Consider the following 17,948-nt stretch of genomic DNA (forward strand, 5'->3'; position numbering starts at 1 on the left):
AGAACATGAGGCGCATCCGTCACCCTCCTTGGACCGAGCACCGGTACGGGCGGCCCGAACGCGGGACGCACCCCGCGGCGACGATCTTCCAGCCGCCCGGGAACCGGGACAGGAACAGGGTGTCCGACCGCAGCACCGCCCGCGCCTGGTGCCCGTACACGTCGACGCTCCGGACCGGCCCTCCGGCCGGGAGATCCTGGGCTCCTACGGCGTCGAGGCACGGCTTCTTCTCGGACTCCTCCACCTCGCTCCGCGTCTCCGGGGCCAGAGCCGCACACAGCGCCGCCCGGTCGTCCCCGTCCAGCGCGCGCTCGAACGCCGTGGCCGCGGCGGTCACCTGGTCACCCCGTTCGCCGGGCCCGCCGCAGCCGGCCAGCACCGGCAGCACGGCGCACAGGGTGAGGAGGACACGAGGGACGCGCCGGCCTCGTCCGTTCACGTCGGCTCCCTTCGCCACGACCCTTCACCCGGCCATCGTGGGCGACCGCCCCTCCGAATCGGCGCGGGACACGCCCGCCCCGCCCCTCACCGCGCGGGGGCGGCGAGGGCGCTTCGCCGTCCAGCGTCCGAAACCTCGCAGGTCACCGCGGCCCGAGGCCTCGGGCGGGCGAATTGTCCGTACGTTTTCGCGCCGGGCCCGGCGTGGGGTATAACCAGCCGGATTTAACCGCCACGCACTTCGGGAGGGGCCGCACGCGCGTGTCCGCACCCGGGCGACGTGCCCGCCCGGACGGGAGGCCGGAAGCGGCTGGATCGGGCGCCGAGGCGGTGGCCGCCTCCGTGGGCCGCCGTCCGCCGACGCGGTCCGCTCCCTCCCACCACCGCCCCGCCCAGGGGCCCGATCCGTCGGCGTACGGGCAAGCGAAGGACATGCGATGCAGGAGCAGCGGCACCCGTCCACCGGGCGCGGCGTACTGATAGTGGGAACGGTCCTCCTGGCCCTCGGGGTGGTCATGGCCGCCGGGGCCCTCTGGTCCCTCCGGACGTCGTACACCTCGGTGACCGCCCGTGGGGCGATGGAACCCACCTTCCCCGAAGGCACACGAGTCCCCGTGGAGAGGGTCGGCGGCGACGCGGTCCGGCGGGGCGACGTCGTCCTCTTCGCGCTCCCGAACCGGTACGGCGGACTGCCGGTGCTGCAACGCGTCGTCGGGCTCGGCGGCGATCACGTGGTCCTCGCGGGCGGCGTCCTGACCGTCGACGGCCGTCCGGTCAAGGAGCCGTACGTGAAGCCGGAGACGTTCGCGCCCGCCGGCCCCGACGTCGACGTGGTGGTGCCTCCCGGGCGAATGTTCCTGCTGGGGGACAACCGGGGGAACGCGAACGACTCTCGGTACTTCCTGTCCGAGGACTCGGGCACCGTGCCCGTCACCGCGGTCCAGGGGCGTGCACGCGCGGGGAGCGCCGCCCCGGCGATACTCGGGCTGTCCCTCGTCCTGGGGGTGCTCCTCGTGGTCGGCGGAGGCGTCTGTGTGCTGGTCGGCCGCAGGACCCGGCGGCGCGTGACCACGCCGGGGCCCGTGATGTACGTGTAGCGACAGCCCCCGGCCCCGAAGACGGGCCAGGACCCACCGCCCGCTCAGGGACGCGCCGTGCCCCCGTGGGGGCCGTGCTCCCCCCTCCGTCCCCTCGCCGGGGGTGACACGGGGTCCTCCTTCGGCCGGCCGGGGGCGGCGGACGCCGCCGGCGCGGCCGGGGCGGGGCTGCCCGCCCTCGCGCAGTGGTCCTCGACGGCGCCCTCCCCTCCCGCCGCGTCCACCGGTCGCCGCCCTGAACCCTGGAGCCGGCGTTTCTCCCACGCGTGGCACGGCGCCGCGTGGTCCGGCGGGCCGTGCACCGTCGCGGGTCCGGAGGCCGCTGGAGAGGGGAGACTCCGGCCCGGCGCCCCGGGTGTCCCGGCCGCCCCGGTCCCGGTGGGGGTGCGCGGAGCGTCCACGCCCGGCGCCCTCCCCGGTCTGTGCTCGGGTTGCCCGGGACCGGCCTGCCCGGGGAACATCCCGCTGCCGGCCGCCAGGGCCACTCCCCCGAGTGCCACGCCCGCGACGGCGGCGCCGAGCGCCACCCTGAGGGGGACGCGGACGGTGGAGCGGCGGCTGCCCGGACGCCAGTCGTCACGCCGACGGGGCCGCAGGCGCGGGCCGGCTCCGCCGGTGGCACCGAACGCCGCGCGGAACGCCGCGAGCGCCCGGTCCGCACCCTCGGTCCCGGCGTCGCCGCGGACGGCCTCCGCGAGCCTCTCGATCTCGGGCGTGACCCGCACCGCCTCCGTCGTCCGCGCCCTGCGCTTCATGCCTCGTCCTCCGATACGCACAGCGCGTCCCCTGCCCCGTCCCCGGTCCGGCCGGCGGCGTTCAGCTGTTCGGCCAGCCGTCTGAGCCCTCGGTGAGCCGCCGTCCGCACGGCTCCCGGGCGCTTGCCCAGCACGCGCGCCGCGGCGAGGCCGTCGAGCCCCACCACCACCCGCAGCAGCACCGCCTCCGCCTGGTCCGGCGGCAGCCCGGCTATCAGCGCGACCGCCCGGCGCGTCGACACCGACTCCAGCACGGCTTCCACCGTGTCGGCGCGTCCGGGCAGGTCCAGTGCGTCCTCCTCGATCAGTGAGGTTCGGGGTCTGCGCTTCTGCCGCCGCAGATGATCCAGCGCCCGGTGCCGTGCGATGGTCGCCGTCCAGCCGCGAAAGCCCGCCCCGTCACCGCGGAACCGCCGCAGATCCCGGGCGATCTCCAGCCAGGCGTCGGAGGCCACGTCCTCCGCGTCGGCCCCCACCAGGCCACGCAGGTACCCGAGAAGCCCGGGGTGGACGAGGTGGTACGCCGTCTCGAAGGCACCCTCGTCCCCCTGCTGGGCGAGCGACACCGCCCTGCCGAGCTCCAGGTCGCGCGCCTGCTCCCGTCCCCGATCCCCGCCCCTGACCACGCATGCCTCTTCGGTCGCCCAGCCCTGCTCCCCCTTCCTTCTGCGGCCTGACACACGGAATCGTCACAGCTGACGGCGAGTCGCTCCCGTCTCCGCGTACGGAGACCGGGCTAACCCGTTCACCGGCGCCCTCCCGTGCAGCAGGAAGTACATCTGCTGCACGGACTCCTCGGGCCCGACGGCGAAACGGTTGACCACCTTCCCGAGCGGGTTCCACACCCGCCCGTCGGGCATCCGGATGCCCACCGGCTGCCCGAACAGCTCCCGCTGCCCCGGGTCGAGATCCACCCACTCGGCGCCTGCCCGCCGGACGAACACCTCGCCCGCGTACGCCCCGAGCCAGAACAGGTCGCGCGCCACGGTCTCCCGCCCCGGCCCGGCCGCACGCAGCCCGTCGGTGACGCGGTCCACCACCCGCAGGCTCGCGACCGAGTAGTCCAGCGGCAACCGGTTCCGCACGGTCACCCTCCGTATGAACTCGGCCACTCCCGGCCGTATCTGACCAGCAGTCGGACGTCGCCCCGCATCCCCGCTCGCCCCCACCGTGCCCCCACGTCTCGCTCCTGGCCGGGTGTCGTCGCACCACCCGGCGGGGGCCTGATCCACCCCCTCTCCTGTTTAGCGATCGCGCGGCCCGGGACGTCACAGTGCCGGTCCGGAACAGCGCCCGCACGGGCCTGGACACGGCCTCGGCGGCGGCGTCACCAGGCCGGACGTGGTGCCCTCGGGTAGCGTGCGAAGACGATCTCGCAGCCGAGGAGTGTGACCGTGCCCCGCCCCTTCGCCCTGACCGGTGCCACGATCGTCGACGGTGACGCGGAGGGCACGGTCCTTCCCGGACAGACGGTCGTCGTCGGCCGCGCAGGACTCATCGAGGCCGTCGGGCCCACCGTCACCACCGAGGTCCCACCTCGCTACCGGCACCTGGACGTCACGGGACGCTTCGTCGTACCGGGGCTGATCAACGCCCACGCCCATCTGTTCTCCGACGGTCTGCCGCTGCCCCGGTACCTGGTGGCCGAGAGGACGAGCGGGCTGGTCGCCGCCGTGGGCAGGAGCCCGCTCGGCAGGATGGTGTTCAAGAAGCGCGCCAGGGCCAACGTCCTCACCCAGCTGCACTCCGGTGTGACGACGCTGCGCAGCCTGGGTGATGTCGCCTACGAGGTGGTCGAGGTCGCGGCGGAGATCGAGAGCCGCAGGTACCCCGGCCCGAGGGTGCTGGCGTCGGGCCCGCTCCTCGCCGTGACCGGCGGGCACGGCGCGCCACAGATCGCACTCGTCAGCGACTCCCCCTGGGACGCCCGCCGCAACACGCGCATCAACCTGCGGCACGGTGTCAAGGCCATCAAGATCGCGGCCACGGCGGGCGTGACCGACGCCCGGTCGGTCGGGTCCGCCGGGCGGCAGGAGATGACCGAGGAGGAGATGACGGCGATCTGCGAGGAGGCGCACAACGCGGGTATCCGCGTCGCCGCGCACGCCCAGGGCGCCGCCGGCATCCTCGCCGCGCTGCGCGCCGGGGTCGACACCATCGAGCACGGGGCGGGCATGACCCCGGAGATCATCGACCTCTTCCACGACAACCCCCGGTCGCTGGCGGGTTCGTCGGCCCTCGTCCCCACCCTCCAGGCGTGCCTGCCGCTGGCCAGGCTCGACCGGCGTACGACCGGCATCGACCGCATCGTCAAGGCCAATGCGGAGATGGTCCTGGACGAGACCCTGAAGGGCATTCAGGACGCTCGGGACAACGGCATCGCGATCGGCATGGGCACCGACTCGGCCCTGACCTACGTCACGCACTACAACACCTGGCGCGAACTGGACCTCCTTGTCCGTCACGGCGGGCTCACCCGGCCCCAGGCCCTCGCTGCCGCGACCCGGACCAACGCGGCGATCCTCGGCCTGGACGCCGTCACGGGCTCCGTCGAGGTCGGCAAGGCGGCCGACCTGGTCGTCCTGGACGCCAACCCGCTCGACGGGTTCCGCGCCTTCATCGACCCCGTCATGGTCGTCGCACGGGGCAAGATCATCGACCGCCCGGCCGTCACCCGCCACCCTGAACTGGACGTCCAGCTCGACATGCTCTGAGCCCGTTCCGCTGTCCGTGCCGCCGCGCGGTGCGGAAGGGCCGGGCGGTGCCGGGGCCTTCGTCCGGGGACGGGACGCCCCCACGCGTCCTCCCCGACGCGAGCGTCCACAGCGTCACGACCGGTACGCCGGCCCCGGGCCGTCGGCGGCGCTCATCGGCCTGCGCACACGCTTCGCACGGGGCTGCCCGAGGTGGCCGTCCGCCTGGGCGCCGGATCACCTCATGAGGGAGGGCTCACCTCATGAAGGGCCGGCGCGCGGGAGGGGCGATCCGGGGAGGCATCCGCGAGCCGCGATGAGTTCCGCGGGCGCCGGCGGTCATAGTGTCGAACCTGATACCGAGGAGGACTTCGTATGCGCAGCGTGACCTACTCGATGGGCGTCTCCCTCGACGGCTACATCGTCGATCCGCAGGGCAGCCTCGACTGGGGGGCACCCGACCCGGAGGTGTTCCGCTTCGTCACCGACGAGACCCGGGAGCTCGGCGTCCATCTGATGGGCCGGCGGCTGTACGAGACGATGCTGTACTGGGAGGACGCCGACCCCGAGGCGCTCGACGCCTCCGAGCGCGAGTGGGCGGCGCTCTGGAACCCGCTCCCGAAGGTGGTGTTCTCCACCACGCTGGGTTCGGTGCGGGGCAATGCCCGCCTGGCGTCCGGCGGCCTGGCGCAGGAGATCGAGCGGTTGCGGGCCGAGCCCGGAGAGGGCGGCATCGCGATCGGCGGCGCGACCCTCGCCGCCGAGGCGGCCTCGCTGGGGCTGATCGACGAGTACCGGACCCGGGTCCATCCGGTGCTGCTGGGCGGCGGCATCCCCTTCTTCCCCCGGAGTGAGCGCCGGGTGGACCTCGAACTCGTCGAGAACCGCACCTTCGCCTCAGGGGTGCTCTACCTCCGCTACCGCGTGAAGCGCGAGGCGTCGCACTAGAGCGCGCCGGCACCCCGGGGGCGTTTCCCGGGCGTCCCTCGAGGGCGCCCAGGATCGGCACGCGCCGAGGGGCCCTGGTGCCGTGCGGCACCAGGGCCCCGAAGGAACTGCTACACCATCCGCCGGCTCGCGTACATCGCCGGCTCTTCGTTTCCGCGGACCCGGCCGGAATGCTGTCGGGCGCGCGGGGATCGCGGTTGCCTGACCGGAGACCACCTCACTGTCGATGTCCTGCGGTACCCGGGCCCGTTACGTCCTCCCGGGCGATCCTGATGGCGCCTCGCTCCTCCGTTCTTCCCTCTGGTACCGATCACTTGCTGGTGCCGAACCCCCGGTGCGCGCGTCCGCAGCCGACGCCTTCACCGAGGTACTGCTCACCGACTTCGCTGCTGTGTCCTGCTCATGGCGGCCCCTGACTACCTCGGGCCCCCCGGTCCGATGGTCAGCCCCGTCACCGTCCTGCGACTTCCCTGGCTCCGGAACTCCACCACCGCACCGTCCTGCGACGTGCACCTACGCGAATCTCCCGGCAGTTCGTCTCTGCCAGGCCCTGCTGTCCCTCTGGGTACGAAAGAAACCCTAGCCGCACCACGCTCCAAAGTCTACTTCCATCGACATAGATTTCCGCGCGCTCAAAGATGAGGTAGTCGACTACGGTCCGCACAGGCGTGCGCCGGGAATCGCCACCGCCCGGAAGGAACGTTTCCGCCCGTATGCCCGCCGCGTCCGGAATGAGGGGCGGACCCGTCCGGGCCGGCAGGGCCGGGGCCGCCCGTTCCGCTGCACCCGAGGACGCCACCCCTGGAGCGGCCGATCGGGCAGTGAATAGAATCAGCCCCATGTCGAAGCCTGACGAGCTGCTCGTTGACGTCGCCGCCCTGGTGGAATCCGGGCAGAGCAATCAGATGTCGCTGACCGTGGTCACCGGTGGTGCTGTCATCACCGGTCGACTGGCCCCCGAAGCCGTGTGGAGGCTGAGGGTGTCGGATGTACTGACGGACTCGGACCGCCTGGGAGAGTTCTCGTCCGTCTTCGACGCACCCCCTGAGAGGGTCGGGCCGCCCACACATCTGCACTTCCACGTCGCCCGCATCCTGCAGGGCACGGTGGGCATTCCGGAGACGGGCGGGATGTACCGGGTCGCGATCAAGGACGTCAGCGCCTGGAGCGTGGGCGACTTCCGCTATTCCGACCACTGACCGGACCTCCTCGCCGACCCGGCCCCGCGAGGGCCGGTCGGGACCCCTCACGATGCCGAGGGCCGGTACCGATTCCGGTACCGGCCCTCGGCCATGTCCGCGCCTCCCCGCGAGAAGCGGGAGCCCTCCCGGCCGACACCGCGACGGAGCCAGGGTGACGAAGCGCCACCACCGCGGTTCCAGCCGCGCTTCCGGACCGAGCGTGTCGCCGTCGCCGCGGTCCCGGCCACGGCGAGGCGACCTACCTACCCACAGCCCGCCCACACTGCGGGCGGGAGTGGGTCACTTCAGCGCGCCCTCCAGGACCGCCCGGCCGAGCAGGGTCCGGTGGTGGAGCACACGTACCCCCTGGCGCCGGGACAGCAGCAGCCCGGCCTCACGGAGCACGGTGGCGTGACGGCTGGCCGTGGACGGTGCGAGCCTCAGGGCCGCCGCGATCTCCATCGTGCTCATCGGCCGGTCCAGCATGCGCAGCAGCTCTGCGCGTGAGGCACCGATGAGCTGGGCCGCCGGGGCGTGCGAGTCCCGGCGGGCGCGTTCGAGCCAGCCGGGAGCGGGCGAGAGCGGATGTACGAGGACCGGAGGCAGCGCCTCGTCGACCAGGGCGAGCGGGGCGCGCACACAGAAGAACGCCGGGACGAGCGTCAACGCCCGCCCACCAAGGCTCAGTTCGCGCTCCACAGGGTACGGCGCACGCAGCCTTCCCTCTTGGTAGCGCCAGCCGGGCAGGTGGTCGTACCCCTGGAACAGCCCCTCCGCACCGTGGCTGAGCACGGCGTCCGCCCGTACGGCCCGGTCGGCCGCGGCCTGGGCCCGCATCGCCGGCAGGTAGGGCTCCACGGCCACCTGGTGATAGGCGCGCAGGGCGGATCCGAGACGGTTCAGCGCCCTCGGACAGCCGTCCGCCAGCGGGTTCCCGCCCGCCGGGACGGGGCGCCCCGTGTGCGCGTGCAGCCGGGTGAGCTCGGCGCGCAGGCGGCGCCGGGGGGTGGAGAGCAGCCGGTCGAGGCCGGTGTCGAGATCGGCGTCCCCACGGCCGGGCGTCAGGAAGTCCGGGAAGTAGGAGCCGTCCGGGCACAGACGCGTCAGCGCCCCGGTGACAGAGACCAGCCCGGACCGTCGCAGGGCCGCGCCGACCTCGCGGCGCCAGGCTCCGAACACCAGGGGCGCCTGCCGGTTCTGGAGCAGGTGCAGGCTCAGCGCCGTCTCCCACAGCAGGTCCAGGCCGGGCGCGAGGCGCAGGCGGGCCAGCTCCTGGCTCGTCAGATCCACCCGCAGCACTGCGCACCCCCGGTGGTCACAGGCACGCGCCGGCACCCGCCCACCCCGGACTCTACGCGCATCACGGGCATGACGCATACATGCCACGCACCTGCGCGGTGGCCTCCCGGCAGGTCCGGCGGGGAGGCCACCGCGGTCAGGGTCCGGGGTCAGGCGTCAGGGGCCAGGAGACCGTGATCAGCAGAGCGGAACTCCGGGCAGCTTCGCGTCCGGGTGGTCGATGTAGATGTTGCTGATGAAGCCGTTCTGGTCGCGCAACTTGCTCCACCAGTTGTTGCTGTAGCCCTCGGCGTTGACGGTGTCGCCCTGCTTCTGGCACAGCACCCGCACGGCCGTCGGGCCGGCGAGGGTGGTGACGACGGGCGCGTCGACGCGGGCGTCCGCGCGTACGTTGACTCCACTGCCCCAGGTGCTGAACGGGTAGCCGCTGCCGCCGCATCCGTTGTCGCTGGTCAGGTACGCCTGGTAGTAGCTGCCGGGGTAGGACAGCGCGGCGCCGTTGATGACGATGTTCTGGCCCACGCCGTTGTAGAGCTGCTCGTAATGGATGTGCGCGCCGGAGGAGTTGCCCGTACTGCCGGTGACACCGATCTGCTGCCCCTGGGCGACCGACGCCCCGCTCGCGACCGAGTAGGCCGACAGGTGGAAGTAGTACGTCTTCCAGCCGCCGCCGTGGTCCACGGCTATGTAGTTGCCCGCGCCGCTGGGCTGTGAGTAGCGGGTCGCCGTGCCGGCCGCCGAGGCCAGCACCGGGGTACCGGCCGTCGCACCGCCGTCGGAGCGTACGAAGTCCAGGGCGCGGCGCACCTCGGCCGAGTGATGGCTGTACGTCCATTGCTGGCCGCAGGGATAGGGCGCCTTGAAGAGGGGCCCGGCCGTCGCGCCGGTCTCCCCGGCCTGTGCCGGGGTGGCCGACAGGCCGGCCAGTACCAGAAGGGCTCCGGCGACGAGGGCCGGAAGGCGTCTGAGGATCCTCACGGTTGCTCCTAGGTGGGGGTTGCGGCCCGGACGGAACACCGGGCCGAGGCGCAGTGAGACGTCGGGAACGTAACGGCGGCCCGAGCCGGTGACAAGCGTGCGGCGGACTCCTTCGACCAGGAACGAATGGCTTGCGCGGCAGCCCGGGCCTCACCACCCTGGCGCCACGTGCCCCGCCCGGCGCCGCGCCGGCGGCCCTCCGCTCCCGTGTGCCGGTACACCTGTAGGTCTGTGCGCCGTGCACCCGTACGCGACCGCCCCCCACCCCGAAGGAGTCGAACCGTGCGCCCCAACCGGAGACCGAACTCCCGCGCCTTCCTGACCCCCTTACGCCGCGGGCCGATCCTGGCCGTGTCCCTGCTGGCCGTCGCCGCGCTCTCCCTCACCTCCGGCCCTGCCGCGGCGGCCCCTGAGGCGGCGCCGGAAGGGGGGATCAGCTGGCGGGTGGACCTGTCCACGCCCGTCGGGGACGAGACCAACATCAGCCGGGCCGCCGGCACGGTGCGCCTCCGCGACCCGGGACCGCGCCTCTCCTCCTCCCGCTCCCCTCTCGGGCAGGGGACACTGCTGTCGCCCGCACGCGACCTCGGGCGCGCGGTCGACACCGTGGTCCCGGAACTCGAAGCCGCCGTTCCCGCCGGAGCCCAGGTCCTCGTGGACGTACGCGGGCAGGACGGTCAGGGCCGCTGGACCGAATGGCGCGAGGCCCGTGAGGACGCCCCGGCCCGCCTGCCGCGGGCCGTCACGCGTGTGCAGGCGCGGCTGATCCTGGTCTCGGCGCCCGGCGGCACGGCACCGGTCGTCAGCGCCCTGCGCCTGAGCGCCGAACTCGGCGTCGTGGCGGGGGAGGCCGCAGCGGCCGAGCCGTACACCGCCCGTGTCTACGCCACCCGGGAGGGCCTGGTCGGCGGCACCACCGCGAACGGGCACGTGATCGTCCCCGAGGATCACTTCGTGGCACTCCCCTCCCGGCGCGGCCTCTCGCCGGAGGGCAGCGGTCAGTACTCCGTGCGCGTCTGCGGTCCCGTACGCTGCGAGACCGCGCCGGTGTGGGACGTGGGCCCGTGGAACACCCGTGACGACCACTGGAATCCGTCCTCCGTACGCGAGAGCTTCAAGGACCTGCCGCAGGGGAAGCCCGAGGCGCAGGCCGCCTACGAGGACGGTTACAACGGCGGCCGGGACGAGTTCGGGCGCCAGGTGCTCAACCCGGCCGGGATCGACCTCGCGGACGGCACCTTCCACAACGTCGGCCTGAACGACAACGGCTGGGTGACCGTCACCTATCTGTGGACCGGTGACGGTGCAGCGACCACGTCGTTCCCGACCTGGGGCACCTCGGTCAACATACGCCTGCAGCCGACCAGCACGTCCGCGCGGGTCGCCCAGCTCGCCGGCCCCACGACCGTGCGCGTGCGGTGCCAGGTGCGCGGTCAGCTGGTCCAGGTCGACGGTCACAGCAACGACGCGTGGTCCTATCTGCCGGACTACGGGGGTTACGTCTCCAACATCTTCATCGACGTCGCCGACAGCTGGCTGCCCGGCGTCCCGACCTGCTGAGCCCCGGTGCGCACGGTCCTCGGGCGCCGCCGCGCGGCGCCCGAGGACCACCGCCGCTCGACCGGATCCCGCTTCCGCGTGTGCGCCGCGGTGTCCAGGGGACCTCGGTCGCTGCGGGACGGAACCCCCGTGCTCCCGGGGCACGAGCTGAGCCAGGCTCTAACCCCTGCTCCCGCGCGGTCCGGCGGCGGTCGGGTCACGCAGGGCCCTCGCGGCGGCCTCCGCGAAGGAACGGACCAGCGGATCGGTGGCCCCCGCGTTCCACGCCACCACCGCCCGGCTCGGCTCCATGTCGACGAGCGGTACGACGACGAGCCCCGCTCCCGGCTCGTGGGTCAGGAGCGTGATGCCGACCGTGCCGTTCCAGAGCACGGCTTGACGGCACTCCTGGACGGCGCGCACGACCGGCCCTTCACGCCGCTCACCACCGTTCCAGTACGACTGCCACAGGGGGTCGGTCCCCTCCGGGAAGACGAACCACCGGCGGTCGGCCAGATCTGCCAGGCGCAGGGCCTCGGAGTCCGCCAGCGGATCGTCGGCACGCAGCAGCACTCCCACCCGATCGGCGCTCAACTCCTGCACGGTCAGGCCGGTTTCGTCGAACGGGGCCCGGGTGAGCGCGATGTCGACCAGCCCGGCGCGCAGTCCGCAGGTGGGGTCGGCCAGGCCGGCCTCCCGCACGTGGACGTCGACGTGCGGATGACGGCGGCGGTAGTCGTCGGCCAGCCGGCGGACACCGGGATCGGTACTGTCGCCCAGGAGTCCCACGGTGAGGGACGCGGTACCGGCCGCCGCGGCCACGCGTACACGCACCCGGTCAGCGTGGTCGAGCAGACCGCGCGCCTCGTCGAGGAGCACCGCCCCCACCTCGGTGAGGGAGACGCCGGCGGACGACCGGTCGAACAGCAGGGCGCCGGCGTCCGCCTCCAGCCGCTTGATCGCCCGGCTCAGCGGCGGCTGGCTCATGTGCAGCCGGGCGGCGGCCCGGCCGAAGTGCAGCTCCTCGGCGACTGCCACGAAGTAGCGCAGCGTGCGTAGCTCCATGCCGCAACGATACCCATTCGGTATCGAGAGTCCGCAAAGAGTCTTGGACAGCCCGGCGGCCCGTCCCGTGGAATCGGCACATGCCCCGCCGCCGCGGTACGCCTGCGCCGTACCGCCCCCGGGAGACGGCAGGACCTTCACGCCCTTCCCGCGTGTGGACGCGGGTTGACGGGCGCCCCCTCAACAAGGAACGGACTTCCGTGGACGTCGCTTACTGGATCACCGCCGGCCTGCTGGCCCTCTTCTACCTGTACGGGGGCGGCCTGAAGCTGCTCCGCAGCCGCGACCGGCTCCGCCCGATGATGGCCTGGGTGGACACCGTGCCGATGCGGACCGTCCGGATGATCGGCCTGGTCGAAGTGGTGGGCGCGACCGGGCTCGTGCTCCCGCCCCTGACCGGCATCGCCCCCTGGTCGGCCCTCGTCGCGGCCATCGGCTTCGTCCTCCTCCAGATCGCCGCGACGGCGGTCCACCTGCGCCTCGGGGACCGCAGGATCGCCCTGAACCTCACGCTGATGCTGCTCGCGGCAGCGACAGCGACCGTCGGACCGGCGACGACCTGGCTGTGACGCCCCGGCCGGCCGGCGCGGCGGGTGCGGGCGCCATCGAAGCCCTCCCGAACCGGCCGCCGAGGCGGATGGTCACGCCTGTGGCGCTTGATCAGGCGCCTCGGCCAAGGCCGCGTGCGCGGCGGCAAGGATCTCCCCGGAGAGCGGGGAGCCCTTGGTGGCCCGGGACAGCACCAGCGCGCCGAACAGGGTGCAGAGGCGGACGATGCCGTCCTGGTCGTCCCCGGCCAGGAAATCGGCGAAGTCGGCCACTCCCTCGGTGTAGACGCGACGGGCCTCGCGCCCCCCACCCTCGCGCGCGATGTCGGCGGCGAGCCCGGCGACCGGGCAGCCGTCCGCCGGATCGTCGCGGTGCTCCACGGAGAGGTAGCTGTCGATCAGCGCCTGCTGGGCGGAGGCGCGCCGCCCGTCGTAGCGCTCGAGTCCGGCGCCGTAGCGCTGGGCGAGCTCGGCGAAGGCATGGGCGGTGGCCTCGTCGACGAGAGCCTCCTTCGAGGCGAACTGCTTGTAAAAGGCACCGTGCGTCAGACCGGCCGCCTTCATCAGGTCGGCGACGCTGACCTGCGTGCCCTGCTCCCGGAACAACCGGGACGCGGTGTCCACCACTCGCCTGCGATTCTCCTCCGCCTGCGCCTGCGATACGCGGCCCATGGCCACCTCCCATTTGGATGTCGACTGGCATCTATCATAGACCCGTGCTTAGATTTAGTTCGTAATCTAATTTCTCGCGGGTGCCGACCGTACCCACGACGACCAGGAGCAAGCATGGAACTGAACAACGCCGTCGCCCTCGTCACCGGTGCCAATCGAGGCCTCGGGCGGCACGTGGCCCGCCAGCTCGTGGAGCGCGGCGCGAAGGTGTACGGCGCGGCGCGGCACCCCGAGTCGGTCGACGTCCCGGGCGTCGTCCCGCTGCGGCTGGACGTCACGGACGAGACGTCGGTACGGGAGGCCGCTCGTACCGCTTCCGACGTCACGCTGCTGATCAACAACGCCGGCATCTCCACCGGTGCGACCCTGATCGGAGGCGACGTGGCCGAGGTGCGCCGGGAGATGGAGACCAACTTCTTCGGTCCGCTCACCGTGACCCGGGCCTTCGCCCCCGTCATCGAGGGCAACGGCGGCGGCGCCGTACTCAACGTCCTGTCCGCCCTGTCCTGGCTCCATCCGGCAGGGCTCGGCTCCTACGCCGCGTCCAAGGCCGCCGCGTGGGCGCTGACCGGTGCCACCCGCGAGGAGCTGGCGCCCCGCGGCATCGCCGTCTCGGCACTGCACGTCGGTTACATGGACACCGACATGGCCGCCGGCGTGCCCGCCGATCAGAAGGTCGCCGCCACCGACGTCGCGGCTCAGGCCCTGGACGGCATCGCGGCAGGCCTGCCCGAGATCCTCGCGGACGACGCCAGCCGGTACGTCAAGCAGAGCCTGTCCGCGGCCCACCAGCCGGCCACGGACTGACGCTCCCCCTCCACCCCGACGCCACCACCCATTCCTCCGAGGACAGCTCATGCGTCACACGGCCTTCGGCCACCGGACCGGACTGCGCGTCTCCGCGTACGCGCTCGTCACCGCGGACTTCGGCACCGGCTGGGGCGCGGGCGCCGAGCCGGCCGCCCAGCCCGAGAGCTGCCTCGGCACTCTCGAGGTCCAGCCGGCCGACGCGCAGTGCACCCGTCCGGCCGAGGTCAGCAGGGTCCTGCTCGGCGTGTCCCACGAGGGGATCGCCGCCTCCCCGGACCGCCTCCAGGAAGGCGCTGTCGATCGCGTCACGACTCCGGTGCCGCCGGTGGCCTGACGGGTGAACGCGGCTGAGGACGCGGTGCGCCCGCGCCCCGGCCAGGAGAGCGACCCACGCTGTCCCGTACGGGGAGACCCGGGTGAGCGAAGGCCCGACCCTCACGGACGGGAAACGAAAGGAGACGACGATGAAGGCTTTCACCCTTGAGCGCTACGGCGACCGGACCGGGATGCGCGCTGCCGATCTACCCGACCCCCAGGTAGGGGCCGACGACGTCTTGGTCAAGGTCCACGCGGCGAGCGTCAACCCGCTGGACATCAGGATCCGCAACGGGGACTTCAAGACGTTCCTGCCCTATCGTCTCCCGCTCGTGCTGGGCAACGACCTCGCGGGAACGGTCGTCAGGGTCGGGCCGTCCGTCACCCGCTTCACGGTGGGCGACGAGGTCTACGGCAGGCCCGACAAGGACCGCATCGGCACCTTCGCCGAACTCATCGCCGTACACCAGGACGACCTGGCGCCCAAGCCCGCCACGCTCACCATGGCCGAGGCGGCCTCACTCCCCCTGGTCGCCCTGACCGCATGGCAGGCCCTGGTCGAGCGGGCCCACGTACAACCCGGCCAGAAGGTCCTCATCCACGCGGGCGCCGGCGGTCTCGGTTCCGTAGCCGTCCAGCTCGCGCGGGCGCTCGGCGCGCACGTGGCCACCACCGTGAGCACCGCCAAGGTCGACCTCGCCGAGGACCTCGGTGCGGACGAGGTCATCGACTACCGCACCCAGGACTTCGAGACCCTCCTCGACGGCTACGACGTCGTCCTGGACAGCCTCGGCGGAGAAAACCTCACCAGGTCCCTGCGCATCCTCAGGCCCGGCGGCACCGCCATCTCCGTGGCGGGCCCGCCCGACCCGGCCTTCGCCCGCGAACTCGGCGCCAACCCGTTCCTGCGCCTGGCCATGACCGCGCTCAGCTTCAGGACGCGTCGCCAGGCCAAGAGCCTCGGAGTGACGTATGCGTTCCTGTTCATGAAGGCCGACGGCGACCAACTGCGCCGGCTCACCACCCTCGTCGACACCGGCGAGATCCGCCCCGTCGTCGACCGCGTCTTCCCGTTCGAAGAGACTCTCCAGGCCATGGAGCACGTCGAGAAAGGGCGGGCGAAGGCGGGCAAAGTCGTCGTCTCCATGGCATGACGCGGCAGAGTCCGGACACCGCTCACCTCCCGGAACGACAAACCGCTGCACACCCGGCCCCCGCATGCCCCCGGCCGTGAACGCACCGCCCGGCGCCTCCGCCCGTCCCGACGCCGGACGGGAAATACGCCGAACCGCGCCGCGTCCGTACGTGGCGTGACCCGTCGGCCGACGACCCGGCCCCGACGACGGCGTACCCCCTGGTGCCCCTCCGTCCGCAGTCCCGGACGAACGGCGCATCCGGCAGACGCGGACGGCCCCGGCCCATCCCGACGGCCGAGCCCCGCGGGCACCCGGTGAAGCGAGCGGGAGGCAGGGGACAGGACCCCCGCCTTCGGCGGGCACCTGCCGGCTGCCGGCCGCCACAACCGCATCACCGATGAGGTGGCCTCCTACCGCTTCTTCAACCGCGGCCACGTGACCGCCCTCAGGGACACCCGACCGAAGCCGGCACGGTTCGAGGGCCCCTCAGCCCGCCGTCAGCGCCGCCAGGGCCCGGTCCATCGCGGCGTTGAACTCCTCCGGCGCCAGCGGCAGTCGGGACTTGACGTCCCGGCTCCACCGGTCGGCGAGGACCTCGGCGGAGCCCGCCTCGACACCGTCGAGCGCCGCGTCGGCCAGGTCCGACGGCGCGATCTTGTCCACCGGCCAGCCCGCGGCCATGTCGGTGTCCGCCAGGCCAAGGTGCACCGCTGTCACGAGCGTGCCCTGCTCGGCGAGTTCGAGGCGGACGCCGTTGGTCATGGCCCAGGCGGCGGCCTTGGTCAGGTGGTAGGCGTTGGCACCCTTGCCCCCGAACCACGCCATGGCGGAGAGGACGTTCACGATCGCGCCCCCGCCGTTCCTGGCGAGCGCCGGCGCGAACTCCCGGATCATTCCCAGGTGGCCGAACACGTTGGTCTCCAGCTCGCGTCGCACCGCGTCCAGCGAGCCGGTGACCAGGTCGGTCCCTGTCTGGATCCCCGCGTTGTTGACGAGCAGCGAGACGTCCGGTGCGGCCTCGGCGGCGGCCCTCACGGATGCGGGATCGGCGATGTCGAGAGGCAGCACCTCGACCCCGGGCAGGTCCACGGTCTCCGGTCGGCGGGCCGTCGCGTAGACCTTGCGTGCGCCCCGTTCGACCAGGCGCTGGGCGAAGGCGCGGCCCAGGCCACGGTTGGCTCCGGTGACAAGGGCGACTGAGTTGTTGATGTCCATGCCCGGTACGCTAAAACCTGACGTTGACGTCAGAGGCAAGTGCCGGCCGTCAGGACTGAGGTGAGAGGAATCACCATGACCGTCACGGAACCTGCGGCCGAGCGGCTGGTCCGCATCGGCGAGGTGGCGCGGGCCGCCGGCGTCTCGGTGCGCGCCGTGCGCTACTACGAGCAGCAGGGACTGCTCATCGCGGAGCGCAGCCCGTCCGGCCAGCGCCTCTACCGGCAGGACGCCGTCGCCCTGGTGCGCTTCTTCCAGCAGATGTTCGCCGCCGGTCTGACCAGCCGAAGGATCACGGAACTCCTCCCATGCTGGGACTCCGGGCACACCGACGCCGGACAACGAGCCATGCTGCGCGCGGAGCGCGACCGCATCCAGGCCAAGGTCGACGACCTGCAGGCCGCCCTGGACCGCCTCGACGAGGTCATCGCGACCACGGACACGCATCCGTAGGCGCGGGAGGCCAGGACGGCGTACCGGCGATCCGCGGCTGGAGCACCCCCGACGCCGCGTGAACACTCTGTGCGCCTGGACGGCCCCGCCAATCCCGGACCGCAGGGCAGGCGCCCTGATCGGCGGGCTCCGGAATCGCCGCGCACCCCACATGAGGGGTCACGAACCTCGTCAACGGGGCACGGAAGCGGCGCGCACCAAGGCGGCCATCGACCGGCCGGCCACCCGGAGCGGTTCCGGATCGCGGGCAGCACGGCTGAGCATGAAAGCCCCCTCCAGCAGCATGACCAGGGAGTACGCGAGGGACTGCGCCGCCTTCGGGTCGTCCACCCACTGACCGAACCACCCCGTCGCCATGCCGACCCACTCCTCGAAGACCTCCGCAGTGGCGACCCGCAACACGTCATTGCTGCTCGCGACTTCCAAGGCCACGGTTCCGATCGGGCACGCGTCGGCGTAGTCGGCCGCGGCAAGGTCGCCCGCAGCTGCTTCGAACGCGCGCACGAGAGATTCCTCGGGATCCGACACGCTGTCCAGGAGAGCCAGGACCATGCGGCCGTACTCGGCTCCGGACGTACGGATCGTGTCCTCGGCCAGCTGTTGCTTGCCGCCCGGGAAGAAGTGGTAGATCGATCCGAACGGCGCGTCCGCCTCTGCCGCGATCCGCTTCAGGCCGGTGGCCGCGTAGCCGTGCCGGCGGAACAGCACCGTGGCGGCGCTCTGGATCCTGGCTCGTGTGCCCGACTGCCCCATTGCCCTTCCCCCCTCTTTCGTCCAATCTTACTAGAACGATCTATCAAGAGAGA

20 protein-coding genes are annotated in these 17,948 nt (G+C 72.6%); 10 read left to right on the forward strand and 10 right to left on the reverse strand.

Translation table 11 applies throughout. The features are described 5' to 3' along the window. Positions 1-19: 19 nt before the first annotated feature. Positions 20-439, reverse strand: coding sequence for a hypothetical protein (locus tag ACFY8O_RS29130; RefSeq protein WP_387907535.1), 420 nt, complete (start codon positions 437-439; stop codon positions 20-22). 436 nt (positions 440-875) lie between these two features. Between ACFY8O_RS29130 and lepB the strand changes: the two genes are divergently transcribed. Continuing rightward, positions 876-1,535, forward strand: coding sequence for a signal peptidase I (lepB, locus tag ACFY8O_RS29135; protein ID WP_387907538.1), 660 nt, complete (start codon positions 876-878; stop codon positions 1,533-1,535). A gap of 44 nt (positions 1,536-1,579) precedes the next feature. Here lepB and ACFY8O_RS29140 read toward each other — a convergent pair whose 3' ends face one another. The 3 genes from ACFY8O_RS29140 to ACFY8O_RS29150 form a co-directional block, all read right to left on the reverse strand. Beyond that, positions 1,580-2,290: a hypothetical protein gene (locus ACFY8O_RS29140; RefSeq protein WP_387907541.1), complete on the reverse strand. Its 711-nt coding sequence runs from the start codon at positions 2,288-2,290 to the stop codon at positions 1,580-1,582. Beyond that, positions 2,287-2,916 carry an RNA polymerase sigma factor gene (locus ACFY8O_RS29145; RefSeq protein ID WP_387907804.1) on the reverse strand — a complete coding sequence of 210 codons (630 nt, stop codon included), beginning with the start codon at positions 2,914-2,916 and terminating at the stop codon, positions 2,287-2,289. The genes ACFY8O_RS29140 and ACFY8O_RS29145 overlap by 4 nt, the downstream gene beginning before the upstream one ends. Before the next feature lie 63 nt (positions 2,917-2,979). After that, positions 2,980-3,375 carry a hypothetical protein gene (locus ACFY8O_RS29150; RefSeq protein WP_387907544.1) on the reverse strand — a complete coding sequence of 132 codons (396 nt, stop codon included), beginning with the start codon at positions 3,373-3,375 and terminating at the stop codon, positions 2,980-2,982. 309 nt (positions 3,376-3,684) lie between these two features. Between ACFY8O_RS29150 and ACFY8O_RS29155 the strand changes: the two genes are divergently transcribed. From ACFY8O_RS29155 to ACFY8O_RS29165, 3 genes are all read left to right on the forward strand, one after another. Then, on the forward strand, positions 3,685-5,004 hold the full coding sequence (locus ACFY8O_RS29155) for an amidohydrolase family protein (RefSeq protein ID WP_387907546.1): 1,320 nt from the start codon (positions 3,685-3,687) through the stop codon (positions 5,002-5,004). A 354-nt stretch (positions 5,005-5,358) separates the two neighbouring features. After that, a complete protein-coding gene (locus tag ACFY8O_RS29160; RefSeq protein WP_145808565.1) occupies positions 5,359-5,931 on the forward strand; it encodes a dihydrofolate reductase family protein in 573 nt (190 codons plus the stop codon). Positions 5,932-6,770: 839 nt separating this feature from the next. Then, a complete protein-coding gene (locus tag ACFY8O_RS29165) occupies positions 6,771-7,130 on the forward strand; it encodes a hypothetical protein (RefSeq protein ID WP_145808567.1) in 360 nt (119 codons plus the stop codon). A gap of 282 nt (positions 7,131-7,412) precedes the next feature. On the opposite strand, the gene ACFY8O_RS29170 is transcribed toward ACFY8O_RS29165, so the two are convergent. Both ACFY8O_RS29170 and ACFY8O_RS29175 read right to left on the reverse strand, forming a co-directional pair. Next, positions 7,413-8,402 carry an ArsR/SmtB family transcription factor gene (locus tag ACFY8O_RS29170; RefSeq protein ID WP_387907549.1) on the reverse strand — a complete coding sequence of 330 codons (990 nt, stop codon included), beginning with the start codon at positions 8,400-8,402 and terminating at the stop codon, positions 7,413-7,415. Between the two features lie 186 nt (positions 8,403-8,588). Beyond that, positions 8,589-9,389: a peptidoglycan DD-metalloendopeptidase family protein gene (locus ACFY8O_RS29175; RefSeq protein ID WP_387907551.1), complete on the reverse strand. Its 801-nt coding sequence runs from the start codon at positions 9,387-9,389 to the stop codon at positions 8,589-8,591. A gap of 282 nt (positions 9,390-9,671) precedes the next feature. Here ACFY8O_RS29175 and ACFY8O_RS29180 point away from each other — a divergent pair, with 282 nt between their 5' ends. Further along, positions 9,672-10,949, forward strand: a complete 1,278-nt coding sequence (locus ACFY8O_RS29180) for a hypothetical protein (protein ID WP_387907552.1) — start codon at positions 9,672-9,674, stop codon at positions 10,947-10,949. 159 nt (positions 10,950-11,108) lie between these two features. On the opposite strand, the gene ACFY8O_RS29185 is transcribed toward ACFY8O_RS29180, so the two are convergent. Beyond that, the gene (locus ACFY8O_RS29185; RefSeq protein ID WP_387907555.1) at positions 11,109-11,993 is read right to left on the reverse strand and encodes a LysR family transcriptional regulator; all 885 of its coding nucleotides are present in this window, start codon (positions 11,991-11,993) and stop codon (positions 11,109-11,111) included. A gap of 200 nt (positions 11,994-12,193) precedes the next feature. Here ACFY8O_RS29185 and ACFY8O_RS29190 point away from each other — a divergent pair, with 200 nt between their 5' ends. Beyond that, complete coding sequence (locus ACFY8O_RS29190; RefSeq protein ID WP_387907558.1) at positions 12,194-12,562, forward strand: DoxX family protein; 369 nt, start codon at positions 12,194-12,196, stop codon at positions 12,560-12,562. 72 nt (positions 12,563-12,634) lie between these two features. Here ACFY8O_RS29190 and ACFY8O_RS29195 read toward each other — a convergent pair whose 3' ends face one another. Continuing rightward, positions 12,635-13,213 carry a TetR/AcrR family transcriptional regulator gene (locus ACFY8O_RS29195; protein ID WP_387907561.1) on the reverse strand — a complete coding sequence of 193 codons (579 nt, stop codon included), beginning with the start codon at positions 13,211-13,213 and terminating at the stop codon, positions 12,635-12,637. A gap of 114 nt (positions 13,214-13,327) precedes the next feature. Here ACFY8O_RS29195 and ACFY8O_RS29200 point away from each other — a divergent pair, with 114 nt between their 5' ends. The 3 genes from ACFY8O_RS29200 to ACFY8O_RS29210 all read left to right on the forward strand — a co-directional run bounded on the left by ACFY8O_RS29200 (position 13,328) and on the right by ACFY8O_RS29210 (position 15,492). Next, on the forward strand, positions 13,328-14,020 hold the full coding sequence (locus ACFY8O_RS29200) for an SDR family oxidoreductase (protein ID WP_387907564.1): 693 nt from the start codon (positions 13,328-13,330) through the stop codon (positions 14,018-14,020). Between the two features lie 49 nt (positions 14,021-14,069). Beyond that, positions 14,070-14,357, forward strand: a complete 288-nt coding sequence (locus tag ACFY8O_RS29205; protein ID WP_387907567.1) for a hypothetical protein — start codon at positions 14,070-14,072, stop codon at positions 14,355-14,357. Between the two features lie 130 nt (positions 14,358-14,487). Next, positions 14,488-15,492 carry an NADP-dependent oxidoreductase gene (locus tag ACFY8O_RS29210; RefSeq protein WP_387907570.1) on the forward strand — a complete coding sequence of 335 codons (1,005 nt, stop codon included), beginning with the start codon at positions 14,488-14,490 and terminating at the stop codon, positions 15,490-15,492. Between the two features lie 468 nt (positions 15,493-15,960). Here the strand turns inward: ACFY8O_RS29210 and ACFY8O_RS29215 are convergent, their stop codons facing one another. After that, complete coding sequence (locus tag ACFY8O_RS29215; protein WP_387907573.1) at positions 15,961-16,689, reverse strand: SDR family oxidoreductase; 729 nt, start codon at positions 16,687-16,689, stop codon at positions 15,961-15,963. A gap of 75 nt (positions 16,690-16,764) precedes the next feature. Between ACFY8O_RS29215 and ACFY8O_RS29220 the strand changes: the two genes are divergently transcribed. Beyond that, positions 16,765-17,142 (forward strand): MerR family transcriptional regulator, encoded by a 378-nt coding sequence (locus tag ACFY8O_RS29220; protein WP_145808587.1) that lies wholly within the window; start codon positions 16,765-16,767, stop codon positions 17,140-17,142. Between the two features lie 171 nt (positions 17,143-17,313). On the opposite strand, the gene ACFY8O_RS29225 is transcribed toward ACFY8O_RS29220, so the two are convergent. Continuing rightward, a complete protein-coding gene (locus tag ACFY8O_RS29225; RefSeq protein WP_387907576.1) occupies positions 17,314-17,895 on the reverse strand; it encodes a TetR/AcrR family transcriptional regulator in 582 nt (193 codons plus the stop codon). Positions 17,896-17,948: the final 53 nt, after the last annotated feature.

The sequence above is a fragment of the Streptomyces argenteolus genome (genome assembly GCF_042902585.1).
Lineage (GTDB): Bacteria > Actinomycetota > Actinomycetes > Streptomycetales > Streptomycetaceae > Streptomyces > Streptomyces argenteolus.

Excerpts from the sequence above, each read along its gene's own strand:
- ACFY8O_RS29140 (WP_387907541.1), bottom strand. The coding sequence starts at position 2,290 with ATGAAGCGCAGGGCGCGGACGACGGAGGCGGTGCGGGTCACGCCCGAG.
- ACFY8O_RS29205 (WP_387907567.1), top strand. The coding sequence starts at position 14,070 with ATGCGTCACACGGCCTTCGGCCACCGGACCGGACTGCGCGTCTCCGCG.
- ACFY8O_RS29195 (WP_387907561.1), bottom strand. The coding sequence starts at position 13,213 with ATGGGCCGCGTATCGCAGGCGCAGGCGGAGGAGAATCGCAGGCGAGTG.
- ACFY8O_RS29215 (WP_387907573.1), bottom strand. The coding sequence starts at position 16,689 with ATGGACATCAACAACTCAGTCGCCCTTGTCACCGGAGCCAACCGTGGC.
- lepB (WP_387907538.1), top strand. The coding sequence starts at position 876 with ATGCAGGAGCAGCGGCACCCGTCCACCGGGCGCGGCGTACTGATAGTG.
- ACFY8O_RS29165 (WP_145808567.1), top strand. The coding sequence starts at position 6,771 with ATGTCGAAGCCTGACGAGCTGCTCGTTGACGTCGCCGCCCTGGTGGAA.
- ACFY8O_RS29185 (WP_387907555.1), bottom strand. The coding sequence starts at position 11,993 with ATGGAGCTACGCACGCTGCGCTACTTCGTGGCAGTCGCCGAGGAGCTG.
- ACFY8O_RS29225 (WP_387907576.1), bottom strand. The coding sequence starts at position 17,895 with ATGGGGCAGTCGGGCACACGAGCCAGGATCCAGAGCGCCGCCACGGTG.
- ACFY8O_RS29210 (WP_387907570.1), top strand. The coding sequence starts at position 14,488 with ATGAAGGCTTTCACCCTTGAGCGCTACGGCGACCGGACCGGGATGCGC.
- ACFY8O_RS29220 (WP_145808587.1), top strand. The coding sequence starts at position 16,765 with ATGACCGTCACGGAACCTGCGGCCGAGCGGCTGGTCCGCATCGGCGAG.
- ACFY8O_RS29160 (WP_145808565.1), top strand. The coding sequence starts at position 5,359 with ATGCGCAGCGTGACCTACTCGATGGGCGTCTCCCTCGACGGCTACATC.
- ACFY8O_RS29200 (WP_387907564.1), top strand. The coding sequence starts at position 13,328 with ATGGAACTGAACAACGCCGTCGCCCTCGTCACCGGTGCCAATCGAGGC.